The sequence below is a fragment of the Campylobacter felis genome, assembly GCF_030250085.1.
Lineage (GTDB): Bacteria > Campylobacterota > Campylobacteria > Campylobacterales > Campylobacteraceae > Campylobacter_D > Campylobacter_D upsaliensis.
In genome coordinates, this window is sequence record NZ_JANURX010000002.1 from 1 (window position 1) to 25,371 (window position 25,371).

Here is a 25,371-nt window from a genome sequence, read left to right on the forward strand (position 1 = left end):
ATTGTTGAAACAGCGACTATAAACCTAGACCAAATCCGTGCGGACATCGGTGCCGTGCAAAACCAAATCTCAGCGACTATCAATAACATTACCGTAACTCAGGTCAATGTCAAAGCTGCTGAATCAAATATCCGTGATGTGGATTTTGCAAGTGAAAGTGCAAACTACTCTAAAGCAAATATCCTAGCTCAAAGTGGAGCTTACGCGATGGCTCAAGCAAACGCTAGCCAACAAAATGTTTTAAGACTACTTCAGTAGCTTAAAGCTTTCAATAATCCCAAGCGAGGCTTTCACGCTCTTAGCGTGGGCTTCGCTTTTTTTATTCTCCAAAAAATGCTATAATCTACAAAATTTACATACCAAAGGAGTTAAAATGCCTCTACTAGATAGTTTCAAGGTCGACCATACTAAAATGCCAGCACCTGCCGTGCGTCTTGCTAAGATGATGAAAACGCCAAAGGGTGATGATATTTGTGTTTTTGATTTGCGTTTTTGCATACCTAATAAGGACTTAATGAGTGAAAAAGGCACACACACTTTAGAGCATTTATTTGCCGGCTTTATGAGGGACCATTTAAATTCAAATTCGGTAGAAATTATCGACATTTCACCTATGGGCTGTCGCACGGGCTTTTATATGAGCTTAATAGGAACGCCCGATGAAATCACTGTGGCAAAAGCGTGGGAAGCAAGTATGAAAGATGTTTTAAATGTGCAAGATGAAAGCAAAATCCCAGAACTTAATATCTATCAATGCGGCACTTGCAAAATGCACTCTTTAGATGAAGCCAAGCAAATCGCTCAAAAAGTTTTAAATTCGAGCATAGGCGTGATGAGTAACGAAGAATTAAAACTTGAAAATGTTTAAAATTTAGCCCTTGTTTAAGGGTTAAGTTTATTTTAATGTATTTTTAATACAATACAAAAATTTTTATTCTAATGGAGAAACAATGAAACTGATGTGCGAGATGCGTAGTATCTAGTGCGTCCTTTGGCTTGACATTATGTTCCAAAGGCACGAAAGTGGATAAGGGGATGTAATGTAAGAAAGCTAAAATTGTTTTTCAAGCTCAAAATTTAATCTTACTTAACATTAAATCAACTTAATCTTCTTATCCTTGAGTAGCAAAATAAATTATTTTGCCAAAGAGCAAAAGCTCACAAAAGCTTAAATTTCAAAGTTTAAGCCACACAAAAGGAGAATTAACAATGAAAAACGCAATCATTTCTTACCCAAGAATAGGTGCAAATAGGGAATTAAAATTTGCTATTGAGAAATATTTTAAAAAGCAAAGCACGCAAGAGGAGCTTTTAGCCTGTGCTAAGGACTTAAGGGCTAGACACTGGAGAGAGATTAAGGAAGCTGGGATTGACTTTATCCCTAGTAATGATTTTTCTTTTTATGATACCGTGCTAGATACTGCGGTGCTTTTTAATATTGTCGCTAGTCGTTATAGAGCTTTAAATTTAGAGCCACTAGAGCAGTATTTTGCCCAAAGTAGAGGCTATCAAGGCGAAAAGGGCGATACTACGGCTTTGGCGATGAAAAAGTGGTTTAATACAAATTACCATTACCTAGTGCCTGAATGTGATAGTGCAGAGCTTATAGCACTAAGCGGGGATAAAATTTTTAAAGAATATCTCGAAGCAAAAGAGCAAGGTATAGAAACTAAGCCTGTTTTAGTGGGAATTTTTACACTCTTTAAGCTCATAGCCTTTAAAGATGAAAGCACACAAAAACTAGCTCAAAAAAAGCTTTTAAACGCTTACCTAGAGCTTTTTGAAAAATTAAACGATTTAGGGGTGCAGTGGCTAGAGCTTGATGAGCCTTATTTGGTTTATGATTTAAGCGAGAAAGATTTAGCCTTATTTGATGAATTTTATAAAGAGCTTTTAAGTCATAAAAAAGGACTTAAAATTTTACTGCAAAGCTATTTTGGAGATGTAAGAGACATTTATGCTAAGCTTTTAGAATATAATTTTGACGGCTTGGGGCTTGATTTTATAGAGGGAAAAGAGAGCTTAAATTTGATTAAGCAATACGGCTTTTCTAAGGATAAAATCCTTTTTGCAGGTATTGTTAATGGTAAAAATATTTACGCTAATGATTATGCTAAAAGTTTAAAGCTCATTAAAGAGCTTCAAAAATACGCGCAAAACATTGTTTTAAATACCTCTTGTTCGCTTTTGCATGTGCCTTATAGCACAGAATTTGAAACTAAGCTTGAAAAAAATTATCTCAAACTTTTTGCCTTTGCAAAACAAAAGCTTAAAGAGCTTAAAGACTTAAAAGAAATTTTAAATAGCAGTGAAGAAAATCCGCTTTTCAAAGCCAATCAAGAACTTTTTACAAATATCCCTAACCGCTTTGATGAAAAGGTTAAAGCAAGGCTTGAAAGCCTTAAAAAAGAAGATTTTGTGCGTAAGCCTGAATTTAAAGAACGCATTAAAATCCAAGAAGGCGTTTTAAATCTCCCACTTTTACCGACCACGACCATAGGTTCTTTCCCGCAAAGTGCCGATGTGCGCTCCAACCGCCTCGCCTTTAAACAGCAAAAAATTTCAGCACAAAACTACACGGAATTTAATCAACAAAAAATCAAAGAATGCATACAAATCCAAGAAGAAATAGGGCTTGATGTGCTAGTGCACGGTGAATTTGAAAGAAACGATATGGTGGAGTATTTTGGTGAGAATTTGCAGGGCTTTTTATTTACACAAAATGGCTGGGTGCAAAGCTATGGAACAAGATGCGTTAAGCCGCCTGTGATTTGGGGCGATGTATCACGCACTAAGCCTATCACGCTTTCTTGGTCCAAATTTGCCCAAAGCCTTAGCAAAAAAATCGTAAAAGGTATGCTCACAGGTCCTGTAACTATACTCAACTGGTCTTTTCCAAGAGAAGACATTAGCCTAAAAGAAAGCACGGAGCAAATCGCTTTAGCTATAAGAGATGAAGTTTTAGACCTTGAAAAAGAGGGTATAAAAATCATACAAATTGACGAAGCGGCGTTAAGAGAAAAGCTTCCTTTAAGAAAAAGCGACTGGCATAGTGAGTATTTAAACTGGGCTATCCCTGCCTTTAACCTCGTTCATAGCGGCGTTAAAGCCTCGACTCAAATTCACACGCATATGTGTTATAGTGAATTTAACGACATTTTAAAGGATATTGACGCTTTGGATGCGGATGTGATTTCTTTTGAAGCGAGCCGTTCGAATTTAGAGCTTTTAGACACGCTTAAGGCGGTTAATTTTAAAACGCAAGTAGGACCTGGAGTATATGATATACACAGCCCTAGAGTGCCAAGCGAAGAAGAGATAAAAACGACCATAGAGAAAATTTTAGCAAAGCTTCCTAAAGAACAAATTTGGATTAATCCCGATTGCGGACTTAAGACTAGGGGCTATGAAGAAGTGGTTTTAGCGCTTAAAAATTTAGTCGCAGCGACTCGAAAAGTTAGGAATAGTTTATAAGGAGTTTTTATGTGTAGCTTTTCCTTTGAAGTTTTTCCGCCAAGAAGAGATGAAACTATCAAAAATTTAGACGCTATTTTAGAGGATTTAGGGCGATTAAGCCCTAATTTCATCAGCGTAACCTTTGGCGCAGGTGGCTCTATAAATTCACAAAACACCCTAGAAGTGGCAAGTCTTATCCAAGAAAAATACCAAATTCCTAGCATAGTGCATTTACCTTGCATACACTCAAGTAAAGAAAAAATTACAGCTATACTCAAAGAGTGCAAGCAAAGAGGGCTTAATAAAATTCTAGCCCTTAGAGGAGATGTGTGCGAGGGGCTAGAAAAGAGTAAGGATTTTTCTTATGCAAATGATTTAATTTCTTTTATCAAAAAGCAAGAAAATTTCGAAATTTACGCCGCTTGCTACCCTGAAAAACACAGCGAGGCTAAAAACATCATCGAGGATATTCATCATCTTAAAAATAAGGTAAATGTTGGCACAGATAAACTCATCACGCAACTTTTTTATGATAACGAGGACTTTTACGCTTTTAAGCAAAATTGTGCTTTAAGTGGTATAAAAGTGCCGATTTATGCGGGGATTATGCCTATTACAAACAAAAGGCAAATTTTAAAAATTTCACAACTTTGTGGGGCTAAAATCCCCACTAAATTTACTAAAATTTTAGAAAAATATGAAAACAATACCTTAGCCCTAGAAGACGCTGGCATCGCCTATGCGATAGACCAAATCGTTGATTTAATCACTAGCGGGGTGGATGGAATTCATCTTTATACTATGAATAAAACCAAAGCGGCTATAAGAATTTATGAAGCGGTAAAACATTTACCAAAAGAAGAAAACGAGGCTAAAAATGTGCTTTAATTATGGCAGAAAGGAAGGGATTCGAACCCTCGAAAGCTTGCACTTTACACGCGTTCCAGGCGTGCTCCTTCAACCGCTCGGACACCTTTCTACGATAAGAAAGAAAATTATAGCTAAAAATTTTATAAAATCAGCCAAATTTTAGTAAAAAAAGATATAATTACACTTTCACAAGTCAGGGTAGCTCAGCTGGTTAGAGCGCTGGTCTCATAAGCCGGAGGTCGGGAGTTCAAGTCTCCCCCTTGACACCAATATAATCCCACGCCACTTTGATAATCGTCGCTCCCACAACAACTAAAAATAACACTTTAATAAATTTCCCATTTGTTTTTAGCACAAGCTTTGAGCCTAAAAACGCCCCAAAAACCTGCCCCACGCCCATTAAAAGCCCCACAAGCCAAAGCACTTCATAAAGCCAAAGGAAGATAAAAAGGGCGATAATATTACTTGTGAAATTTAAAATTTTGGTGTTGATACTAGCTTTTTTCATATTAAAACCCAAAAACAACACACAAGCAAATATCCAAAACGACCCCGTCCCAGGTCCTAAAAAGCCGTCATAAAAGCCTAAAGTTAGCCCAAAGATGAGATGAAAAAGCTTGATATTTTGCATTTTAGGCGTGGTTTCACTTTTACCTAAACTTGGTTTAAAAGCCGTGTAAAGAAAGGTAAGGCTTAAAAAGATTAAAATAATAAGCTTTAAATGCTCATCTTTAATAAGCAAAACGCTCCAAGTCCCAAAAGCCGCCCCAAGTGCTGTAAAAAACACGCCCCAAGCAAGATGTGGGAGAGTGGTAGAGCGAAAATAAGTCGCTGCCGCTGTGAAAGAGCCGAACACGCTTTGAAGCTTATTAGTCGCTAAAGCAAGGTGTGGCGGGATACCACTTGCCATAAGAGCCGGGATAGTGATAAGCCCACCCCCACCCACGATAGAATCGATAAAGCCCGCAAAAGTGGCAATACCAAACAAAATGAGATAAATACTTAAATCAAGCTCCATTAACTTCCGTTCTGCCCCAGCCTATAAAGTGCGAAATCATACTTTATAGGGTCTTTTGGGTCTAATTTTTTTAAATTTTGTGTCAGTTCTAAAACGGCTTTAAAATCATAGCTTTTACGCGTTAAAAGTCCGTGTTTTAGAGAAATTTTTTGCGTGTGCGTGTCAAGAGGGATAAGTAAATCAGCTGGCGAAATTCCTCTCCAAAGCCCCATATCAAGCTCATCTTTACGCACCATCCAACGCAAAAACATATTATAACGCTTTAAAGGGGATTTTGGCTCATCTTGCCAAGTGCTGCCAAAAAAATGCGTATAACCCTTACTTTTACAAGGATTGATTTCATAAACAATTTTAATGAAATTTAAAATTCCATCGCTAACTTTGCCGCTTTTTTTATAAGGCTCTGTAAAAATTTCCTCTAAATTTTTATACTTATTTTTAAGCCTAGCAAAAGTGATAAAAATTTGCGTTATATCTTCTTCGTTTTGAAAGCGGTATTTTAAATTTTTCATCGCTTTTTTAATTTCATTTTCGCTTTTGTCTATCAAAGAAAAATCAAGCGTTTTTAGAAATTTAACGATATTTTTAGAACTACCATAAGAAAACAAAGCGCACATTAAAGCGATGTAGGCGTCTTTTTTGGGCTTGGCGATTTGTAAAGGGTCTGGAAATTTTTCTAAGCCCTCTTTGGAATTTTCCTTAAGAGCCAACTTGTCAAGCTCAGCTTTTAGCAAAGCCTTCTCTCTCAATTTTTCACATTTTTTCATTATAATCCTTTCCAAGAAATTTGAAAGGATTATAATATAACTTTTTAAATTAAGATTTAAGTCCTAGTAGGGTGTCTAGCATTTGGTCGACTGTGGTAACGATTTTAGCCGCAGCGCCGTAGCTTGACTGCCACTGGATAAGTGCGGCTAACTCCTCATTAGTATTTACCCCACTTTTACTTTGATACTCGGCATAAACAGAATTATAAAGGGTTGTGTTACTTTTATGAATCACATTATTATTTTCCCCATCACTTGCGATTTTACCTGTAAATTTGCGGTAATACTCCTCCATAGTTAGCTCATCTACCGTGCCGTCTTTATTGTAAAAGCTAACTTTGTTATATTGAAGCTGTATGATTTGATTTGCCATATCATTCCCACTATCTACGCCGTTTTTACTCGCTCTTACCGTGCTTGGGTCTCTTAGCAAACTATCTTTCACAGAGATATTGCCACCGTTATTTCCGCTAAAAAATCCCCCCACACTAAAAGCACCCGCGAAATTCGTGCCTTTATCTTGTATAGCTATTTTAAAACCGGGCTTAGCATTGATTTGAAATAAGCCGCTATTACTTTTAGAATCGAAACTAAAACTCGCATTGATGAAATCATCGACATCGTCTTGGTTATTTTTATTTCCGTTATCATCTGTGTTAGCCTTGATTTGACGCATTAAGTCATTCATTGTAGTCGTTACATCGATGGTAATGCTCTTTCTAACCTTTTCATTACCTTTTTCATCGTAAATGACAATATCAAAAGTCCCCGCCTGTATGCTTCTATCGTAATTCATCAAAGGCACATCGCCCGTTAAACCCTCTAAATAATCCGAAGTTGCCGAATTTTTAGCTGAACCTGCGTAAAGATTATTTGTTTCGGTTATTAAAGTCTTTGAAAAGGTATTTAAAGAGTCGATATAACCTTGCAAAATTCCATTATCATAAGCTCCCTCAAGCTTATCATAATCACGCCCCCTTAAATCAAGCTGCGCTCCAAGCTGACCGCCCTTAAGTTTAGCTGTAAGGTCGTGAATTTTCTCATCTGGAGTTTGATAATAAATGCTATAAGACTTATTTTTATCATCATAATCAAGCTTTAAGGGGTGAAAATTCACCCCATCAACTATACTAAAGCCCTCAATGCTAAGATTATAATGATGTCCGGGGTCAGTTATAGTCTGCTCAAAGCGATTATCCTGCACGATTTCATTTTTACTAGCCACTGCACTCACAAGCTTAGAAAGGGTAAGCTCAAGCTCATCACGCCTATCTCTCAATTCGTTCGCATGGTCAGTCGGTAAAGCCTCTTCGCCATAAATTTGCTTATTTAAATGTGCTATTTCTTCACCTATGCGGTTAATTTCCTCCACAGTGGATTTAATGTCGTTATTAACCTTTTGCTGAATTTTTTTAAGTGTGCTATGTGCTTCGTTAATACTCTCGGCTAAGGTTTGAGACGCTTTCACAAGGGCGATTTTAGTCGCATTTTCGTTAGGATTAGAAGCAAAATCGTTCCAAGCCTTATTATAATTTTCTAAATTATTTAAAATCCCTGTATTTTTAAGGTCTGGGAAGCGTTGCGAAATTTCTTCTAAAACCTGACCTAAATAGCCTGTGTATTCTTGCTGAGTGCTAGCATTTTTAAGCTTAAAATAGGCGTGTTCATCGTGAAGTCTCACTATGCTTTCTATCGCCGTTCCTGTGCCAACTTGCACTCCGCCTGTGGTAATATAGCCATTTGTCGTTTGCACAACTCTTTGACGCGTGTAAAAAGTAGAATTGGCATTGGAGATATTATTACCCGTAGTGGCGATTTGCACTTCACTCGCTTTTAAGCCTGTAACTCCTGTATGTAAGGTCGCAAAGATACCCATTTTACCACTCCTTTACACTTTCATTTTAAAAATTTCTGGGATATGCTCTTTATCTCCATAAGCATTATTTGTTCCACCATTGATGTCAAACATTGTATTTACCAAGCCGTCTAAAAAATCTTTCACTATGAAGACATATTTGGCGTATTCTTTATTTTTAGTATGTAAGGTTTGAAGATTTTGTTTAAGTAAATCAAGCTTTTGCTTATCCTCATCATCAAGCATTTCGCTAAGTCCTTTTGTAGAGCTGTTATTTAAAGCCACTAAAGCTGCATCAAGTTCTTTTTTAGCTGCTACAAATTTGGTAATGAGTTCATTTTTAGCCTCGACACTAGGGGCGACCTTGTCGTGTTTGGCAACTTGTATGTCTTTAATATCCTCTTCGGTTAATTCTATCATCTGCGCTAAGATAGCATTAACCTCATCTAAGCATTTTTTTAGCATTTTTTCTCCTTTCCTAGTCAAAAAGGAGAAAAAATTTAGCTTAAAGAGTCTGCTACCGCCGCTGCTGTGGCTTTTAAATCAACTTGATAAGTGCCATTTTTAATTTGCTCGGCGATTTTAGAGACTTTATCGTTCTCCGTTTTTTGACTTTGTTCTGTTTTTGCTTCTCTTTCAACCTTGTTTGTATGGCTTAAAGAAGCGTTAGCTACATAACTTTGTTGTATAGGATTTATCATTTCTGCCTCCTTGATTTATAATCCTCTACAAACCATATCGACTAAAATTACAAAAACTTAACCCCTTTCTTTCAAAAAATCAAATAATAATTTTGAAAAGCCCATTCCTCCACTTAAAGCCTTGCTCATCGTATCGTTATACATAGAAGAATAAATTTCACTACTCGCATCTTTTCCAAAAAGTGAATTTTGATTTTTCAAAGAAATGTCTAAAACAGACTTTATCAAAAAAGCCTCAAAAGCGTCCGTTTGCTCTTTTAAAGCTTTTTCTTCGTCCGTTTTTGCAACGACTTCATTATCTTTTGGCTTAAAATAAGAGGCAAAATTTTCATCTGCCTTTTGCGAATTTGAACCTTTAGCTACCTTTTCTAAAATGGCGTTTGAGTTCATATTGTAAGTATTTAAAAAATTATCCACTCTCATCATATCACCTCTAAATCCGCATTAATCGCACCAGCGCGCTTTAAATTTTCCATTATAGCGATGATGTCATTTGGCGTAGCACCTAGTTTATTTAGCATTCTTGCGATATTCGCCACGGTTGTTTTGGGATTAGAAATTCTAAGCGTATTTGAAGTTGGGTCTATCGCCCCTCCATCTTTCATATCAATCTCATTTTGTGTAGCGGCTGTTTGGTTATTTGGGTCGATTTTTATCGTAATATCCTTATGGGTAATCAACACAGGCTCAACCTCCACATCAACGCCCGCTATCACAGTGCCTGTTCTTTCATCGATGATAACTTTACTTTGTGGAGTATAGGCTATATCTTGCTCTAAAACACGAGCCATAAATTCCACTGCACTAAATTCCTCAGGCTTGTTAAGCTTAATCGTGCGAGAATCGATAGCTTTTGCCACGCTTTCATCAAAAACGCTATTTAAAACTCTTTCTATATCGTGAGCGGTTTTAAAATCCGCCGTTTTAAGACTTAAGGTTAAGTCGGTATTTTCATTAAAATTTTGCGGAATTTCTCTCTCAACATTTGCTCCGCCCATCACACTTGCAGCTGTGGAGTGTGAGCCTGCTCCACCCGGTCTTGCCGTAAGTCCTCCCGTAGAAAGTGAGCCTTGTGCAATGGCGTAAATTTCGCCATCAATTCCCCTTAAAGCTGTAAGTAAAAGTGTGCCACCCTGCAAAGATTTCGCATCCCCCAAAGAAGAGACAACGATGTCAAGTTTGTCGCCACTTTTTGCAAAAGCGGGAAGTTTAGCCGTAACCATAACCGCGGCGGTATTTTTAGACTTAATATCGTTTGGGTCGACTTTGATATTCATACCTTGTAGAAGGTTTGAGACAGATTGTAAAGTAAATTTGGAACTTGTGCCATCGCCACTACCATTAAGACCAACGACAAGTCCATATCCTATAAGTTGATTATCCCTTACGCCCACTGTATTTGCCACTTCCTTTATCGGCACGGCGAAAAGCATAATGCTCAAAGCACAAAGGCTTAGTAAGAATTTCATAGATTACTCCTTTAATCTTTAAACTTAAAAGCATTATAAGCAAAAAGAGTTCCAATTTATAAATTTAGGAAACATTAAGATGTGATTTAAACTTTACTTAAGTATTTTTATGTATAATTCAATTTCTTTTTTGTGTTGGCCCATTCGTCTAGCGGTTAGGACATCGCCCTTTCACGGCGGTAACACGAGTTCGAGTCTCGTATGGGTCACCACATACATCATTATTTAAGCTAATTTTGACTTCCTAAAAGATAGAGCTTCATTATATTAATCAGTCTCATTTTTTATCCAACATTTTCTAATATGTATTGAAATGGCACTCTAAATTTCTTTTTAAGTTAGGAAAAATGTGTTGTTTTATAAATGTTAAAGTATAAAAGTGAAGGTTGACAGCGTGGTGCGGATGAAAGGACTTGAACCTTCACGCATTGCTGCACCAGATCCTAAGTCTGGCGTGTCTGCCAATTTCACCACATCCGCAAAAATGGTACGCTCAAGAGGATTCGAACCTCTGACCTACGGCTTAGAAGGCCGTTGCTCTATCCAGCTGAGCTATGAACGCATATCTAAGGTGGTGCGCCCGATAGGAATCGAACCCATAACCTACAGATCCGAAGTCTGTCGCTCTATCCAATTGAGCTACGGACGCTGATGGGGTGAGTGATGGGAATCGAACCCACGACCCTCAGGACCACAATCTGATGCTCTAACCGACTGAGCTACACTCACCATTTTTATAAATTATAAAAGATGGTCGGGGTGAAAAGATTCGAACTTTCGGCCCCCTGGTCCCAAACCAGGTGCGCTAACCAGACTGCGCTACACCCCGTAAAATTAAAGTCGTTATTATGCCAAAAAAAGAATTTTATGTCAAGCATTGAAATTTATTAATGATACGATATTTTTAAAATCTAATATTTTGATAATTAAACTCAAATTTATTTTTAAAAGAATATAATACGCCTTCAATATTTTTTAAGGAGATTTTATGACATTGGATTCTTTAAAAAATGGAGAAAGTGCTTTGATAATAGGTTTTGACGCTCCATTAGAACTTAAAAACAGACTTTTGAGTTTTGGTTTTTCCAAAAACAAGAAGCTTAAAAAACTCAACTCATCTTTAAAAAAAGCAACAATTTTAGTCGAGCTTGAAAATTCTTGCGTCATACTAAGAGCCAACGAAGCTAAATTTATAAAAGTGGAGAGAATACCAAATGAAAAAAATTAATATCATATTAGTTGGGCAGCCAAATGTAGGCAAAAGCTCTCTCATCAATGCGCTTTGTAAATCGAATTTAAAAGTGGGAAATTTCCCCGGTGTTACCATAGAAAAAGCAAGCGCAAAGATAAACTATAAAGATTACGAACTTGAATTTATTGATTTACCGGGGACTTATGCGCTCGATGGCTACTCAGAAGAAGAAAAAATTACGCAAAATTTCATACAAACACAAAACTATGACATCATCATTAATGTCGTAGATTCCACAAATTTAGAACGCAATCTTATCTTAAGCTCTCAACTTTTAGAGTGTCAAAAAAAGATTATTTTAGCGCTTAATATGAGCGATGAAGCCGAAAAAGAAGGCTTTAGTATAGACATTAATGCACTTGAAAAGCTTATAAAAACGCCTAGCGTTAGCATTTCTTCCAAAACAAAAGAAAATTTAAACACTCTTTTGGAGCTTATCATCAAAACGCACGAAACGCCATTTACACCCTTTATAAGAGCTTATGGGGAACATTTGGAAGAAGAAATTGAAAAAATTCAAAAACATATAGAAAAGCTCAATTTAGAAAATCCTTATCAAAGTCCCAAATCCTACGCCATCGCCCTACTTCAAAATGAAGTGCGAAATAGCACTTGCAAAGAGTTAGTAAGCGAATCGCAAAACAAGCTTTTTGAAATTTATCAAAGCAAAGATATAAAAGAAATTTTCAAAGAAGATTTACTCGCTTTTAGCTCAGGTTTAAGTAAGCAAATTTCAAAACAAGAACCGACTTCAAAAAATATTACAAAAAGCCTTGACGCTTTTTTCATCAATAAATATTTTGGCATAGTGATATTTTTATTTTTAATGTGGGTGCTTTTCCAGCTTACTTTCACGCTTGGAGCTATCCCTATGGATTATATAGAAATGGGTTTTGAAGCACTAGGAAATTTATGTAAGGAAAATATCTCTAACGAGCTTTTAGCCTCCGTTTTAGCCGATGGGATTATAGGGGGCGTGGGAGCTGTGGTTTTATTTTTACCTAATATTTTGATTTTGTTTTTTGGAATCGCCCTTTTAGAAACAACGGGCTATATGTCGCGTGTGGCATTTTTACTTGATGGAATTTTATATAAATTTGGTTTGCACGGAAAAAGTTTTATCCCGCTTATTACGGGTTTTGGTTGCTCTGTGCCTGCCTTTATGGCGACAAGAACGCTTAAAAATAAAAGAGATAGACTTTTGACTCTTTTTGTTATTAACTTTATGAGTTGTGGGGCAAGATTACCTGTTTATGTGCTTTTTATCGGGGCTTTTTTTGGAGGTGAGCAAGCGGGAAATTATTTATTTGGAATTTATATTTTGGGGGCTTTTTTAGGGCTTTTAGCGGCTAAATTTTTAAAAATGACTGCTTTTAGGGGTATTGATGAGCCTTTTGTTATGGAAATGCCAAAATACCGTATGCCAAATTGGAATTTGGTATGGCAAATGTCTCTTAATAAAGCAAAAATGTATCTTAAAAAAGCAGGAACTTTTATATTACTAGCCTCAATTTTAATATGGTTTGCAAGTAATTTTCCTCTTCAAACGAACGCACAAGAAGATGAAAAACTCGCAGCAGAACAGCAGATTGAAAATAGCTATTTGGGGCAATTTGGCAAAGCTATCGAGCCTGTTTTTGCACCACTTGAGCTTGATTGGAAATTAAGCGTTTCTTTACTTAGCGGTTTGGCGGCTAAAGAAGTGATGATTTCAACGCTTGGGGTGCTTTATTCTTTAGGGGAGGATTTAGATGAAAATGATGAGAATTTAAGACAGACCCTTGCTTCAAATATCCCATTTAGCACAGCGATAGCGTATATTTTATTTGTGATGATTTATAATCCTTGCTTTGCAGCCACCATAGTTTTTACAAAAGAAAGCGGTAAGGCAAAATACACGCTTTATCTTTTCTTATTCACTTGCATTAGTGCTTATATCGTGGCTTTCATAGGGCTACATCTTAGTAAAATGTTAGCTTAAAATTTGATGTAAAAAAGGCTGATTTAAGCTTTCATCTACGCTTAAAATAAGCCTTTTTTCCATATAATCTTGACGAATTTCTCCTAAGCTTTTAGCTAAAGCACTCAACAAAGAAAACGCAATCCCCTCAATTTCAAGCCCACCACAAAGATAAATCAATGTCATTCTTAAGGACTTATTTAAATCAAGCTTCACACTATCTTCTTTCGCACTTAATTTAAAATCATAAGGACTAGCGTGATTAAAGGCATAATTTTTCGCCATCTCAATCAACAAAGCCCTATCTTTTAAAAATTCTCCCTTAGCCAAAATATAACTTAATTCAAAAAATTCCCAAATATCACTTGAAATTTTTGAATTTTCGTCAAAATTCGCCTCAATAAAAGCGTAATGTTTGGGGAAATTCTTTTTATAATTTTCAAGCAAATTAAAACCCAATTTATTTTTTGCTAAATTTGCCAAAGCACATTTTAAATTTGATTCGAAACTAAAATCCAAAAGCTCTCTATCTTCTACCAAAATTTGCATTTTTTCCTTAAGATAAAAAATAAGCTCATCTTCTTTTACACTCTCTTTTAAAGTGTTTAAATTTAAATTCTTATTTTCTAAAACAAAAGCTTCTTCTCGGCTCACCCTCGCATAGGCAAAAGCATTTGTCATAGGCTTTTCGTAAAAGCCAAAATTATCCCAAAAATTTTCCTCACTACAAGCGATGCACCCGTGTCCAGCCGCCACAGGCCAAGAAGTTTTGGAATTAAATTTTACCTTAGGGCAGTTATTATAAGTATAAGGACCTTTACACCCCACCTTAAATAAACACGCTCCACTTTTTGCCGCCGCGTCATCAAAAGTCTCTGCAAAAATCCCACTTTCAAATTTCGCCTTTCTCTCACACATATCGTGCAAGCATTTTCCATAGGACCATTTAGGGCGATTTTTATCATCAAGCTCAGGAGAAGTGCCAAAAAGAGCATAAAAGGCTAAAGTAGCGATAATATTCACATCACTTGGCGGACAGCCCGGAATTTGAACGACTTTTTGACTTAAAACCTGCGAAATTCCGCAAGTTTTTGTAGGATTAGGATAAGCAGCTTGTATCCCACCATAAGAAGAACAAGTCCCAGCGGCGAAGATAACTTTAGCCTTATCCGCTATGCTTTGCAAAAGCTCGTAGCCACTTTTACCCTCCGCCCCTATGCTAAGATAAAAGGTATCTATGGGTGCGACCGCCCCCTCAACAATAAGAGCAAATTCCTCTTCCATTGCTTTTTCTAGGCACTCTTCAGCCTTAGTGCCATTAGCACTCATTAAGGTTTCGTGATAATTTAAAGAAAAAAAGTCAAATATAAATTCGGCTAAATCAGGCTTTTCGCTTCTTAGTAGGCTCTCACTACAACCTGTACATTCTGCTAAATGAAGCCAAATGACATTAAGCTTAGGTGCTAGGGAAAAATACTCACAAGCAAGGCTTAAAAGCTCATTAGAGATACCAAGATGTTTAAGCATAGTCGCCACACTTACTCCATTAACGATTCTTTTTTCTTTGCCTTTTAAATTTACAAGGCGTTTTTCTAAACACGCTTTAAGGGCGTCATCGTCCATTGTGCTTATCCCAGCAAAGTATGGTTTGACCCTCATCATCTTTGGTTACATCGCCCATACCCATAATATTATAACCCGCATCGACATAGTGAATTTCACCCGTAACCCCTTTTGCTAAATCGCTTAATAAATACATCGCTGAATTTCCTACATCTTCTATGCTGACATTGCGTTTTAGGGGGGCGTTGATTTCATTATATCTTAAAATCATTCTAAAATCGCCTATCCCACTTGCCGCTAGAGTTTTAATAGGACCTGCGGAAATGGCATTAACGCGAATTCCACGCTCTCCTAAGTCCCTAGCCAAATATCTCACAGAGCTTTCCAAAGCCGCCTTAGCCACGCCCATAACATTATAATGCGGGACATATTTCACCCCACCTAAATAGCTTAAGGTTAAAATTGAGCCATTATCCTTTAGCACGGGTAAAACAGCCCTTGTGAGTGAAAGTAGAGAATAAACGGAGGTTTGCATCGCTATATCGAAAGCTTCTTTGCTTGTTTGTAAAAAGGAATTTTCTAAAGCTTCTTTAGGTGCGAAAGCCACAGCATGCACGATAAAATCGATCTCGCTCAAATCTTTCTTAATTAAGGAGGCGATTTTGTCTAAATGCTCTTCATTGTTCACATCAAGTTCATAAACTGCATTTGAGTTAAATTCCGCCGCGATAGGCTCAACACGCTTTTTTAAAGCCTCATTTAAAAAAGTAAAAGCTAAATTTGCCCCCTGTGCCGCACAAGCTTTAGCGATACCATAAGCGATGGATTTATTATTTGCTACGCCGACTATTAAGCCTTTTTTGCCTTGCATTATCATCTTTACCCCTTTATTAATGTGATGAAATTTTCTACTTTTAAAGCATAAGAGCCTACTAAAACTCCTCCGCAATGCTTAATTTGTGTGAGTTCTTTAATATTTGTCTCATTAACACTTCCCCCATAAAGTAAGGGCACTTTTGTAAGTGTGCGTAAAAATGCCAAAATGGCTTCTATGTCTTCATTTTTAGCACTTATACCTGTGCCTATGGAATAAATCGGCTCATAAGCAATGATGAGTTTTTCATAATTTAAATCCAAATTTTCAAGCTGTTTTTTTAAAAAATCTTTTGTTTTGCCCTCTTGCTTTGTTTTTAAATCCTCTCCTATGCAAAGAAAAATTTGCCATCCTTGCTCTTTGGCAAAGTCAAATTTCGCCTTTATTAAAGCTTCATTTTCAAAAATTCTACGCTCACTATGTCCTATTAAGACGCATTTGATACCAAATTCATCTAAATGTTCCTTGCCTAGCTCCCCTGTAAAAGCACCATTAATGCAAGGGTAGAAATTTTGCGTCCCTTGTGTGAAAAAACTTTCTTTTTGTGAAAAGGCTACGCTAGGAGGAAAGACAAAAACATTTTCATCTTTGTCTTTTAAAGCCTCATTTAAAGCCTTAAGATAAAGCTCAAAAGAGGCTCTTGTGTGGTTGCACTTCAAATTTGCAGCGTAAATCATACCTCGCCTCGCAAAGGCTTCACACCTGGAAGTTCTTTACCCTCGATTAGCTCTAAACTTGCCCCACCTCCTGTGGAAATAAAGGTCATCTCATCAGCCTCGCCACTTCTTGCGACTACATCAGCCGTATCACCTCCTCCTATGATGGTCGTAGCGTGGCTATCGCCTATGAAATGTGCCATTTTTAAAGAACCTTTAGCAAATTTTTCTATCTCAAAAACGCCCATAGGTCCATTCCACCAGATCGTTTGTGCATCGGCTAAAGCTTCTCTAAAAAGTTTCCCGCTAGCAGGTCCTATGTCAAGTCCCATAAAGCCACTTGGAATTTCTTGCGTTGGCACATAAGACATAAAAGCTTCGCTCGAACAAGTCCTTGCCACAGCCACATCAACTGGGAGGTAAATTTTCACGCCAAGTTCTTTACCCTTTTTCATAATAGCCCTAGCATCTTCGAGTAATTCTTCTTCTAAAAGTGAATTTCCTATATCATAGCCTAAAGCTTTTAAAAAGGTGAAAGCCATACCTCCTCCTATGATGAGTTTATCGACTTTTGGTAAGAGATTGATGAGGGCTTGTAGCTTTCCGCTTACTTTTGAGCCGCCTACTACTGCGACAAAAGGACGAGCAGGGTGGCGTAAAAGATTATCAGCGAATTTAATCTCTTTTTGTAACAAAAAGCCTGCTGCTTTCACATCAAAAAATTTTGTAATCATTTCCACACTCGCATGCGCTCTATGACACACGCCAAAGGCGTCGTTAATATAAACCTCCGCTAAAGAGGCAAGTTCTTTAGCTAAATTTTCATCGTTTTTCGTTTCGCCCTTTTCAAAACGCAAATTCTCAAGCATTAAAATTTCACCTGCCTCTAAATTTTCCGCCTTTTTCTTTGCGTCTTCACCAATGACATCTTTAGCTAAAAGCACTTCTTTGCTCATAAGTCTTGAAAGTCTTTTTGCTACAGGTTCTAGGGAGTATTTTGAGCTAATTTCTTTTGGGCGTCCTAAGTGAGAAGCTAAAATCACACTACAACCATTATCTAAACAATATCTTATCGTAGGGATAGCCGATCTTATGCGTCTATCATCTGTGATATTTAAAAAATCATCTTGAGGGACATTAAAATCACATCTTATAAAAACCTTTTTTTTAGCTAAGTCTATATCTTTAATGGAGATAATTTCGCTCTTCATCTTAAGCTCCCATTACATAAACAGCCATATCGACAAGGCGACTAGAATAGCCCCATTCATTGTCATACCAAGCGACAATTTTAACAAAATCCTCGCTAATCACTTGAGTTAAATCACTCGCCACCACAGCACCAAAAGGCGATGTGATGAAATCGCTCGAAACTCTTTCTTCATCATCAACGGCTAAAATTCCTTTTAAATTTGTCTTGCTTGCCTTTCTAAAGGCTTCATTGAGCTCTTCTTTACTTACTTTTTTGCTTAAAAGTGCGGTTAAATCCACGCTTGAAACATCAATCACAGGCACACGCATACTTTGTCCGTGAAGTTTGCCATCAAGCTCTGGCATTACAAGCTTCATAGCTTTTGCCGCTCCTGTTGAAGTTGGGATAATATTTTGTGCGGCAGCTCGGCTACGGCGTTTATCCTTAGCCTTAGCATCGATAATGCTTTGCCCATTTGTATAAGCGTGTATAGTCGTCATTAAGCCTTTTTCTATGCCAAAATTATCTTGTAAAACTCTACAAACAGGACCTAAGCAATTAGTCGTGCAAGAAGCGTTAGAAATAATAGCCTCGCCTTTGTAAAGATGAGAATTCACACCCATTACGAAGGTTGGGGTATTATCCTTTGCAGGAGCGGACATTAGCACCTTTTTAATGCCCTTATTTAAAAAGGCTTGACATTTTTCCTGAGTTAAATGTGCGCCTGTGCATTCAAAAACAAGCTCTGCGCCATATTTTGCAAAGTCAAGCTCATTAATATCACGCGTATGAAACATTTTAACTTTTTTGTTATTAATGAGTAAATCGCCATTTTCAAGCTCCACGCTCGCATCAAATTCGCCGTGAACAGAGTCATATTTTAAGAGGTATTTTGTCAGTTCAAGCTCTGTCGTATCATTGATAGCTACAAGCTCTAAATCATCACGCTTTGTGATGATTCTCGCTACACATCGCCCTATACGCCCAAACCCATTAATCGCAACTTTTATAGCCATTTAATTTCCTTTTGCAAAATAAAATGCTAGAATTCTACAAAAAAAAGGTTAAAAAATTTAAATGAAAATCGCACTTTTTGGAGGGAGTTTTGACCCACCACATCAAGGACACGAAAGCGTTATAAAAGAGGCTTTAAATACACTAGAAATCGACAAACTCATCATTATGCCAGCTTTCATTAGCCCCTTTAAAGAAAGTGTGAGTGTTCCTGCACAAAAAAGGTTAGAGTGGGTTAAAAAACTTTGGGGGAAATTAGAAAAAGTCGAAATTTGTGATTTTGAAATCAAGCAAAATCGTCCCGTGCCGAGTATAGAGAGTGTTAATTTTCTTTATCAATTTTATAAGCCTAGCAAATTTTATCTTTTAGTGGGAGCTGATCATCTTCAAACTTTATCTTCTTGGCACTCTTTTGAAGAGCTTAAAAAAAAGGTAGAATTTATCATAGCAAAGCGTGATAAAATAGTAATTCCAAAGAATTTTAAAGATTTAAATACGCACATTAATATCTCCTCATCTTTTATAAGAAAGCATTTAAACTTAGATAAAGTAAGTGGTGAAATTCAAGAAGAGGTGAAAAAATACTACCAAAAACAGCTATAATTTTAAAATAAAGGACGAAAATGCAAGAAAGAATCACCGCAATCACACAAATTTTAGATGAAAAAAAGGCTGAAGATATTGAAATTTTTGATATGAGAGGGGGAGAGTATTTTGTAAGCTTTGTCATCATCGCTACGACTTTGGGCGAAAGGCACGCCCTTTCTTTAATTGATGAGCTTAAAACTAAACTGAAAGCCAAAGGGGAGGAATTTTTAAATATAGAAAGCAGTGAGCAATGGAGCGTGATTGATTTGGGTGATATTTTAATCCACCTCCTAAGCCAAGAACATCGCGGAATTTATAAGCTAGAAGAGCTTTTAAGGGACTTTGTAATTTAAAATCTTACAAATTTGCTTTTTAATGCCGCTAGGTCCTTCTTGATTAACCCTACAAAAATGCGCCTTCTGCCAAAAAATGCTTTTAGGGCTTTCAATTTTCCCCCAACGCCAATCAAAGCGGTCTCCCAAAAGCACTAAAGTGGGAATTCCTAAAGCTAAACTCAAATGCGCTATCGCACTATCAATGCTTACAAGCAAATCCACCTCACGCAAAGCCTCGCTTGTAGCTAACCAATCATTAAGCTCAAAAGATACATCTTTAATATTAGCAGGAAGTTCTAATTCGCCTTTTTGATAAAGCGTGAAATTCACAAGCTCCACATCAAGTCCGTCAAAAGCCTCAAGTAAAAATTCCAAATCAATATTGCGATAAAATAAACTTTGTGTATGAGGAATAGTGCTTGTGCGAAAGCAAATTCCTACTTTCGCTCTTTGCATCCGTGTCTTTTTCTCCACGCTAATGAGAGGCGAGGGTAATTTTGCTATGGTTTTCGCATTATAAACACCTAAGAAAAAATAAAGGGAGCAAATCGGCACCGCATAATCAAAATCTTGCGGAATTTGTGCGAATACCTTAAGATTACTTTGAATTTTATTTTGTTTTTGAAGCGTTTGAATATGTGTATTAAAAAGACTAAATAACGCACTTTGAGGGCAAAAAATCACTTCCTTTGCCACCTTAGAAAGACTGCGTAAAATGCGAGAAAACATTATTGTATCTCCAAAACCTTGCTCACAATAAACAAGCACCCTTTTTCCACGCAAAAAGTCCTTATCTCCATAAAAAGCCGCATAAGCAACATCATAATGCCTTTGAGAAAAAGTGAATTTAGAAGCTGAATGTAGTCGCATTTCATAATACAAAAAGCCCTCTTCAAAGCGTCCCAAACGCAAACAAAATTTAGAAAACTCAAAACTAGTATATATATCAGCACTCAAAGAAATAGCTCTTTTATAGCATTTATAAGCCTTATCATAATAGCCTGTATATTCTAAAGTTAAAGCATAAAAGAGGAAAAATTGAGAGTTTCTAGCATTATAATTTTCTACTTGTTTGAATAAATTAAGAGCATTGTCATAGTGATAAAGTCTAAAATTTAAATATGCCAATTCAACAACCAAACGCATATAAAGAAAATCATCAAGTGCATAAAGCAATTCTTCTTTTTCCTTGCTTGGATTTTTTTCCTCTTCTAAAAGTCTTTGTTTATATTCTAAAAAATGATGATAGGCTCTTTCTATTATAAATACGGCTTTTTCGTCATTAATATACTTATGCGCAAGAGCATAGTTAAGCCAAAGTTCCTTAGAATAAGGTTCTTGTTTTAAAAGCGTTTCAAATAAATTCTCAGCCTCATTATAAAAGCCGTAAGCTACAAGCGCTAAAGTCAGCTCCAAAGTAAAGGTGTAACAATGTTCTTGTTTTAAAAGTTTATTGATAATTGTTTGTATTTTTTCGGGGGGGGGGGGGGGGGTAGCATCTTGAAGATTGCCATATACGCGTAATAATAGAAGCAAAACATAAGAACTTTGCTTTTTTATAGCTTCTAAAATTACTTGTGCTTTTTCATAATTGCCCTCCTCACAAGCCAATAAAGCCCTAGCATAATCATCGCAAGATAAAGCATAAATTTCTTTATGGTTGTTATGAGAAATGTAAAATAAATCTTTTTGCGTCATTAATGTTTCCTTATGATACACTTTTAACTTGTTTAAAAAGTTCCATTACAGCTTCCTCAAGCTCCTTAGCTCTTAAAGGTGTATTTGCTTCAAAACGCGTGATGAGATAGGGACTAGTGTTTGACGCACGCAGTAAAGCCCAGCCGTCCTCAAAGTCCATTCTAGCCCCGTCAATCTCACAAAGCTCTTTAACTCCCTTTAAAGCCCCTTTTCTAACTGCCTCTTTAAAAGCCTCTACAAGTTTAAATTTCTCCTCTTCACTTACGGGAATTTTAAGCTCTGGTGTCGTATAAAGCTTTGGCAAAGCGTTAATTAAACTTTCTAAATTATAGCCTTTGAAGATGAGTTCTAAAGCTCTTAAAAACGCATAAATTCCATCATCATAGCCAAAATAACGATGTTTAAAGAAAATATGCCCGCTCACTTCAGCTGCTAGGTCGATGTTAAGCTCTTTCATCATTTTTTTGATATTAGAATGCCCTGTTTTCCCCATAAAAATCGTCCCAAATTGCTTCACTGCATCAAAAAGATTTTTAGAGCATTTGACCTCACCTAAAATTCTAGGATTTTCAATATCTTTAGCAAATAAATAGCAAAGCTCATCACCGCAAAAAGTGTGTGTTTTGCTTAACGCGACAACTCTATCTGCGTCCCCATCAAAAGCAAAAGCCATTTGTATGTTTTGATTTTGTTCTAAAAATTTTTTAAGAGGGATTAAATTCTCATTTTCTGTTGGGTCTGGAGAGTGATTAGGAAAAGTGCCATCAGGCTCTTTAAAAAGAAAATGTGCTTTCAAATTTAAAGCCCTCATCAAAGGCTCAAGCACCACGCCCACAGCACCATTAGCACAATCTAAAGCAAATTCATAATTAAAATTTGCCAAATGCCCAAATTGCTTTTTCATAAATTCCACATACAAGCTTAAAATGTCGTATTTTTCAGCCCTTAAGTCTTGAGGAATTTCATCATCTAAGTGCCTATAAACCTCCTTAGAAAATTCCTTAAGCTCCGCCCCAAAAAAGCTTTCCTTGCCTATGGTAATCTTAAAGCCATTGTAATCTTTTGGATTATGTGAGCCTGTAATCATAATATTTGCGTCAAATTGTAAGCCCTCATAAAGTGAAAAATAGCCAAGTGGAGTTGGCACAAGCCCTATATCATAGATTTTAATCCCCGCTTTGTTTAAGCCACTTACAAGATAAGCAAAAAGCTCATCGCCACTATATCTTGCATCTTTTCCTACGCTGACATTTTTACAACCCTTTTGAAGCATCACTTCACCCAAACAAAAGCCTATGGCTTTAACGCTCTTTTCATTTAGCTCTTTATCATAAAGTCCTCTTATGTCATATTCTCTAAAAATCACATCTAGCATAAATTTCTCTTAAATTTAAATTGTATTTTAAAAAAATCTGCTACAATTTTACATCAAATTTACTAATAAGGAAGCTTTATGGAAGAAGAAGTAGAAAATTCGGAAGAGAAAAAGAAAAAGGGGAGTTCTCTTGTTATTATCATCATTGTTGTGCTTTTCGTTTTACTTCTTACTATTATGGGCTTTATCGCCTATCTTCTTACCTCTACTTCGAGCGATGAGGGTGCAGTAACCGAAGCACCAAAAGAAGAAGCCAAACCAGCAGCAAAAACCTCTCAAGCACCAACGCAAAGAGGAAGTGATTATGCTAATATCGGTCCTATGTATCCGCTTGAGCCTTTCACCTTAAATTTATTGAGTGATAGTGGTTCGCGTTATGTAAAATGCACCATAGAGCTAGAGCAAAATAGTGAGCTTTTAAAAACAGAGCTTGACAAAAAGGTCGCCATTATCCGTGATGTGATTATACGCACTTTGACGGCTAAGACTTTTGAAGAAATTAGCACGAGTAAGGGTAAAGAAAGACTAAAAGACGAGCTTGTCGGTAAAATTAATGAAATTTTAACGGACGGCTTTATTAAAAATGTCTATTTTACGGATTTTGTCGTTTCTTAATGCGTGTGGGTTGTGATTTAATCTCCATAGAAAGAGTAGAAAAAATTTACAACAAACACGGCAAAATTTTTTTAGATAAATTCCTAAGCCCTGAGGAGCAAAAACTCATCAAAAATTCAGCTACCTTAGCTGGCTTTTGGGCGGCGAAAGAAGCGGCAAGTAAGGCTCTTGGGGTTGGTATTTCTAAGCATTGTGGCTTTTTAGATATGACAATTTCAAAAAGCAAAAAAAATGCCCCTAAAATCAAATTTTGTAAAAAAACTAAACGCAGATTTCACATCAAAAAAGCTAAGGTAAGTATCACGCACGATAAGGGCGTGGCTATGGCTGTTGTGATTGTAAAGTAATTATTTTCCTATGGTTTGTTGGTCAAGCTTTCTTGAAAGTATGAAATCGACCACAGGTTGTTCCCTGCGGTTTGCCCTTTTGCAATGATCTTTTTGAAAAAAATCGGTGATTTTAATCACAATTTTCGCCCATTTCTTGCGATTTCTCTCCCTCCAAGCGTGAGAGGATACGCTCTCCCAAGCATAGCCGTTAAATAAACTTGCATTGACAAAATGATCCAAAGCCCTAACTCCCTGTCTTGCTCTAGCTGTGCTAAAAAAAGTCCCCACAATCACAATGAGTAAATAGCCAAGCGCTGCCAAAGGCACAATGGCACAAAGTAAAATCGTCCCCGCTAATTTTTCCTTAAGGCTTCCTTTGATATTTTTCCGCACTCTTGCACGAATTCTAGGTTCTAATTTTTTCATCGTTTGCTAAATTTAATCCACATTCCATTAAGAGAGCGAATTGTAAGTCGCCCCACCACATCAGGAACAAAGCCTTCTTTAAGCTCAAGCTTATAAGTTTTTAAAATATTTGCTAAAATAAGAATTGCTTCTTGCATAGCAAAGCCCTGTCCTATGCAAATCCTCTCTCCCATACCAAAAGGTAAATACGCCTCTTTTTTATACTCTCTTTCAAAACGCGAAGGGTCAAAGCCGTGAGGATTTTGCCAAAAAAGCTCGTGGCGATGAATCAGCCAAGGTGCTATCACAACGCCAGAGCCTTGCTTGATGAGCTTATCTCTTACCTGTGTATCTTTTTTAGCTTCTCTTGCAAAAAAGCCTACAGGTGGGTAAAGCCTTAAAGACTCTTTAAAGACATTGGTGAGAAATTTAAATTGTCTAAGATGGGCGATTTTTATCTCCTTGCTATCTTGCAAAATTTCGCAAATTTCATTATAAGCTCTTTCTTGCTCCTCAGGATACAAGCTTAAAAGATATAAAGTCCAAGTAAGAGAGCTAGCGGTAGTTTCGTGTCCTGCTAAAAATAGCATTGCCACTTGGTCTAAAATTTCCTCAAAAGAAAATCTTTGATTTGTCTTTGCATCGACAACTAAAAGTAAAGAAGAAAGTATATCCTCATAATCGCTTTTTTCTAAATTTGCTTCATAACGCGGTTTTATAATATCACTTAAAGCCTTTCTTATCAGCTCTCCTGCCTTAGCTCTTTTTCTATCTCCTAGCAGATAAGAAAGCCATTTTGGAAAATAAAACATCCCCCGCATCGCCGTTCTAACGCTTTCTTCTTGAAAGGTTGCAAAGGCTTCTAAAATTTGCCTACCTTGCACTTCATCAAGTTTAGAGGACATAATCGTTCTAAAAATCACATCAGCAGTTACGAAAGTCATCATTTCATCGACTTCTATGTAAGAATTATCGGGGTATTTTTCAAAACGCCTCATTAAATCCGCCACCGCTTCGCTCATCAAATTAAAAACCTTAGAAATTCGAGTCAGCTCAAAACTAGGTTTTAAAAGCTCTCTTTGCTTATGCCACACCTCACCATTTGTTGTAAAAATGCTTTCACCCAGCAAAGGGCTTAAAAGCCTATGTAAAAGCTCACTTTTAGGAAATTCTCTTACCTCATCGACCATCATTCTTTTGACTTCTTTTGTATCGTTTATGACATAAAGGTCGAAATTTGGCATTTTGACATAGCCTGTTTGCATTTGATAACTTCTTTCATAAAGTCCGTCTAGCCAAGAGCGTCTTTTAAGCAAAAAAGTGAGTAAGGTCGAAGCCTTGTTTTTATAAGGTTTTGGAAAAAAGGGACACTCACTCAT

The 25,371-nt window shown here is 36.8% G+C and carries 26 protein-coding genes and 8 tRNA genes; 12 read left to right on the forward strand and 22 right to left on the reverse strand.

Annotated features, from left to right (window positions below; translation table 11 throughout):
• The 4 genes from NYG92_RS01200 to metF all read left to right on the forward strand — a co-directional run.
• A partial coding sequence (locus NYG92_RS01200; RefSeq protein ID WP_270977446.1) for a flagellin occupies positions 1 to 258 on the forward strand: 258 nt, incomplete at its 5' end.
• A gap of 115 nt (positions 259 to 373) precedes the next feature.
• Complete coding sequence (gene luxS / locus NYG92_RS01205) at positions 374 to 868, forward strand: S-ribosylhomocysteine lyase (RefSeq protein WP_082199122.1); 495 nt, start codon at positions 374 to 376, stop codon at positions 866 to 868.
• Positions 869 to 1,209: 341 nt separating this feature from the next.
• The gene (gene metE, locus NYG92_RS01210) at positions 1,210 to 3,474 is read left to right on the forward strand and encodes a 5-methyltetrahydropteroyltriglutamate--homocysteine S-methyltransferase (protein ID WP_289233288.1); all 2,265 of its coding nucleotides are present in this window, start codon (positions 1,210 to 1,212) and stop codon (positions 3,472 to 3,474) included.
• A gap of 9 nt (positions 3,475 to 3,483) precedes the next feature.
• Entirely contained in the window at positions 3,484 to 4,344 is an 861-nt protein-coding gene (metF, locus tag NYG92_RS01215; protein ID WP_082199121.1) for a methylenetetrahydrofolate reductase [NAD(P)H], read from the forward strand.
• Between the two features lie 3 nt (positions 4,345 to 4,347).
• Here the strand turns inward: metF and NYG92_RS01220 are convergent.
• Positions 4,348 to 4,435 (reverse strand) — tRNA-Ser (locus NYG92_RS01220).
• 83 nt (positions 4,436 to 4,518) lie between these two features.
• Here NYG92_RS01220 and NYG92_RS01225 point away from each other — a divergent pair.
• Positions 4,519 to 4,595: transfer RNA gene (locus NYG92_RS01225), tRNA-Met, on the forward strand.
• Here NYG92_RS01225 and NYG92_RS01230 read toward each other — a convergent pair.
• The 7 genes from NYG92_RS01230 to NYG92_RS01260 are packed head-to-tail and all read right to left on the reverse strand — an operon-like array spanning position 4,574 to position 10,136.
• Positions 4,574 to 5,344: a TSUP family transporter gene (locus tag NYG92_RS01230; RefSeq protein ID WP_289233289.1), complete on the reverse strand. Its 771-nt coding sequence runs from the start codon at positions 5,342 to 5,344 to the stop codon at positions 4,574 to 4,576. The genes NYG92_RS01225 and NYG92_RS01230 overlap by 22 nt on opposite strands.
• A complete protein-coding gene (locus NYG92_RS01235; protein WP_082199119.1) occupies positions 5,344 to 6,111 on the reverse strand; it encodes a TIGR02757 family protein in 768 nt (255 codons plus the stop codon). The genes NYG92_RS01230 and NYG92_RS01235 overlap by 1 nt, the downstream gene beginning before the upstream one ends.
• A gap of 49 nt (positions 6,112 to 6,160) precedes the next feature.
• Positions 6,161 to 7,987, reverse strand: coding sequence for a flagellar hook-associated protein FlgK (flgK, locus tag NYG92_RS01240; protein ID WP_289233290.1), 1,827 nt, complete (start codon positions 7,985 to 7,987; stop codon positions 6,161 to 6,163).
• A gap of 12 nt (positions 7,988 to 7,999) precedes the next feature.
• On the reverse strand, positions 8,000 to 8,431 hold the full coding sequence (locus NYG92_RS01245) for a flagellar protein FlgN (protein WP_004275570.1): 432 nt from the start codon (positions 8,429 to 8,431) through the stop codon (positions 8,000 to 8,002).
• Between the two features lie 35 nt (positions 8,432 to 8,466).
• The gene (locus NYG92_RS01250; protein WP_270977455.1) at positions 8,467 to 8,667 is read right to left on the reverse strand and encodes a flagellar biosynthesis anti-sigma factor FlgM; all 201 of its coding nucleotides are present in this window, start codon (positions 8,665 to 8,667) and stop codon (positions 8,467 to 8,469) included.
• Between the two features lie 57 nt (positions 8,668 to 8,724).
• Positions 8,725 to 9,090, reverse strand: a complete 366-nt coding sequence (locus NYG92_RS01255) for a rod-binding protein (RefSeq protein WP_131937179.1) — start codon at positions 9,088 to 9,090, stop codon at positions 8,725 to 8,727.
• Positions 9,090 to 10,136 carry a flagellar basal body P-ring protein FlgI gene (locus tag NYG92_RS01260; protein WP_139495774.1) on the reverse strand — a complete coding sequence of 349 codons (1,047 nt, stop codon included), beginning with the start codon at positions 10,134 to 10,136 and terminating at the stop codon, positions 9,090 to 9,092. The genes NYG92_RS01255 and NYG92_RS01260 overlap by 1 nt, the downstream gene beginning before the upstream one ends.
• A 137-nt stretch (positions 10,137 to 10,273) precedes the next feature.
• Here NYG92_RS01260 and NYG92_RS01265 point away from each other — a divergent pair.
• Positions 10,274 to 10,348, forward strand: a tRNA-Glu gene (locus tag NYG92_RS01265).
• A 183-nt stretch (positions 10,349 to 10,531) separates the two neighbouring features.
• On the opposite strand, the gene NYG92_RS01270 is transcribed toward NYG92_RS01265, so the two are convergent.
• The 5 genes from NYG92_RS01270 to NYG92_RS01290 form a co-directional block, all read right to left on the reverse strand.
• Positions 10,532 to 10,616, reverse strand: a tRNA-Leu gene (locus NYG92_RS01270).
• Between the two features lie 5 nt (positions 10,617 to 10,621).
• Positions 10,622 to 10,698, reverse strand: a tRNA-Arg gene (locus NYG92_RS01275).
• Between the two features lie 10 nt (positions 10,699 to 10,708).
• Positions 10,709 to 10,785, reverse strand: a tRNA-Arg gene (locus NYG92_RS01280).
• Positions 10,786 to 10,788: 3 nt separating this feature from the next.
• Positions 10,789 to 10,865, reverse strand: a tRNA-His gene (locus NYG92_RS01285).
• A 22-nt stretch (positions 10,866 to 10,887) separates the two neighbouring features.
• Positions 10,888 to 10,965: transfer RNA gene (locus tag NYG92_RS01290), tRNA-Pro, on the reverse strand.
• 159 nt (positions 10,966 to 11,124) lie between these two features.
• Here NYG92_RS01290 and NYG92_RS01295 point away from each other — a divergent pair.
• Together NYG92_RS01295 and feoB are read left to right on the forward strand one after the other, a co-directional pair.
• Positions 11,125 to 11,364 carry a FeoA family protein gene (locus tag NYG92_RS01295; protein ID WP_289233291.1) on the forward strand — a complete coding sequence of 80 codons (240 nt, stop codon included), beginning with the start codon at positions 11,125 to 11,127 and terminating at the stop codon, positions 11,362 to 11,364.
• Positions 11,351 to 13,369 carry a ferrous iron transport protein B gene (feoB, locus tag NYG92_RS01300; protein WP_289233292.1) on the forward strand — a complete coding sequence of 673 codons (2,019 nt, stop codon included), beginning with the start codon at positions 11,351 to 11,353 and terminating at the stop codon, positions 13,367 to 13,369. The genes NYG92_RS01295 and feoB overlap by 14 nt, the downstream gene beginning before the upstream one ends.
• Here feoB and NYG92_RS01305 read toward each other — a convergent pair.
• Genes NYG92_RS01305 through gap form a run of 5 tightly spaced genes read right to left on the reverse strand, consistent with a single transcriptional unit; the run spans position 13,361 to position 18,649 of the window.
• Positions 13,361 to 14,980 carry a hydrogenase small subunit gene (locus NYG92_RS01305; protein WP_289233407.1) on the reverse strand — a complete coding sequence of 540 codons (1,620 nt, stop codon included), beginning with the start codon at positions 14,978 to 14,980 and terminating at the stop codon, positions 13,361 to 13,363. The two genes, feoB and NYG92_RS01305, sit on opposite strands and share 9 nt — an antisense overlap.
• Positions 14,961 to 15,788, reverse strand: coding sequence for an enoyl-ACP reductase FabI (fabI, locus tag NYG92_RS01310; protein ID WP_289233293.1), 828 nt, complete (start codon positions 15,786 to 15,788; stop codon positions 14,961 to 14,963). Before fabI ends, NYG92_RS01305 begins: the two co-directional genes overlap by 20 nt.
• Before the next feature lie 2 nt (positions 15,789 to 15,790).
• The gene (locus NYG92_RS01315) at positions 15,791 to 16,462 is read right to left on the reverse strand and encodes a triose-phosphate isomerase (protein WP_289233294.1); all 672 of its coding nucleotides are present in this window, start codon (positions 16,460 to 16,462) and stop codon (positions 15,791 to 15,793) included.
• Positions 16,459 to 17,652 (reverse strand): phosphoglycerate kinase, encoded by a 1,194-nt coding sequence (locus NYG92_RS01320; protein ID WP_289233295.1) that lies wholly within the window; start codon positions 17,650 to 17,652, stop codon positions 16,459 to 16,461. The genes NYG92_RS01315 and NYG92_RS01320 overlap by 4 nt, the downstream gene beginning before the upstream one ends.
• A gap of 1 nt (position 17,653) precedes the next feature.
• Positions 17,654 to 18,649, reverse strand: coding sequence for a type I glyceraldehyde-3-phosphate dehydrogenase (gap, locus tag NYG92_RS01325; protein ID WP_214145666.1), 996 nt, complete (start codon positions 18,647 to 18,649; stop codon positions 17,654 to 17,656).
• Positions 18,650 to 18,710: 61 nt separating this feature from the next.
• Between gap and nadD the strand changes: the two genes are divergently transcribed.
• The gene (gene nadD / locus NYG92_RS01330) at positions 18,711 to 19,250 is read left to right on the forward strand and encodes a nicotinate (nicotinamide) nucleotide adenylyltransferase (protein WP_289233296.1); all 540 of its coding nucleotides are present in this window, start codon (positions 18,711 to 18,713) and stop codon (positions 19,248 to 19,250) included.
• A gap of 20 nt (positions 19,251 to 19,270) precedes the next feature.
• Entirely contained in the window at positions 19,271 to 19,588 is a 318-nt protein-coding gene (gene rsfS / locus NYG92_RS01335) for a ribosome silencing factor (protein ID WP_027304513.1), read from the forward strand.
• Here rsfS and NYG92_RS01340 read toward each other — a convergent pair.
• The gene (locus NYG92_RS01340; RefSeq protein ID WP_289233297.1) at positions 19,568 to 21,268 is read right to left on the reverse strand and encodes a tetratricopeptide repeat protein; all 1,701 of its coding nucleotides are present in this window, start codon (positions 21,266 to 21,268) and stop codon (positions 19,568 to 19,570) included. The genes rsfS and NYG92_RS01340 overlap by 21 nt on opposite strands.
• 10 nt (positions 21,269 to 21,278) lie before the next feature.
• On the reverse strand, positions 21,279 to 22,643 hold the full coding sequence (locus NYG92_RS01345) for a phosphomannomutase/phosphoglucomutase (RefSeq protein ID WP_289233298.1): 1,365 nt from the start codon (positions 22,641 to 22,643) through the stop codon (positions 21,279 to 21,281).
• A 78-nt stretch (positions 22,644 to 22,721) separates the two neighbouring features.
• Between NYG92_RS01345 and fliL the strand changes: the two genes are divergently transcribed.
• Together fliL and acpS are read left to right on the forward strand one after the other, a co-directional pair.
• Positions 22,722 to 23,258: a flagellar basal body-associated protein FliL gene (gene fliL / locus NYG92_RS01350; RefSeq protein WP_027304516.1), complete on the forward strand. Its 537-nt coding sequence runs from the start codon at positions 22,722 to 22,724 to the stop codon at positions 23,256 to 23,258.
• Positions 23,258 to 23,605 carry a holo-ACP synthase gene (acpS, locus tag NYG92_RS01355; RefSeq protein ID WP_270977470.1) on the forward strand — a complete coding sequence of 116 codons (348 nt, stop codon included), beginning with the start codon at positions 23,258 to 23,260 and terminating at the stop codon, positions 23,603 to 23,605. The genes fliL and acpS overlap by 1 nt, the downstream gene beginning before the upstream one ends.
• Here the strand turns inward: acpS and NYG92_RS01360 are convergent, their stop codons facing one another.
• Positions 23,606 to 24,013, reverse strand: a complete 408-nt coding sequence (locus tag NYG92_RS01360) for a hypothetical protein (RefSeq protein WP_270977471.1) — start codon at positions 24,011 to 24,013, stop codon at positions 23,606 to 23,608. It abuts the gene before it with no gap.
• The gene (locus NYG92_RS01365; protein WP_289233299.1) at positions 24,010 to 25,371 is read right to left on the reverse strand and encodes a cytochrome P450; all 1,362 of its coding nucleotides are present in this window, start codon (positions 25,369 to 25,371) and stop codon (positions 24,010 to 24,012) included. The genes NYG92_RS01360 and NYG92_RS01365 overlap by 4 nt, the downstream gene beginning before the upstream one ends.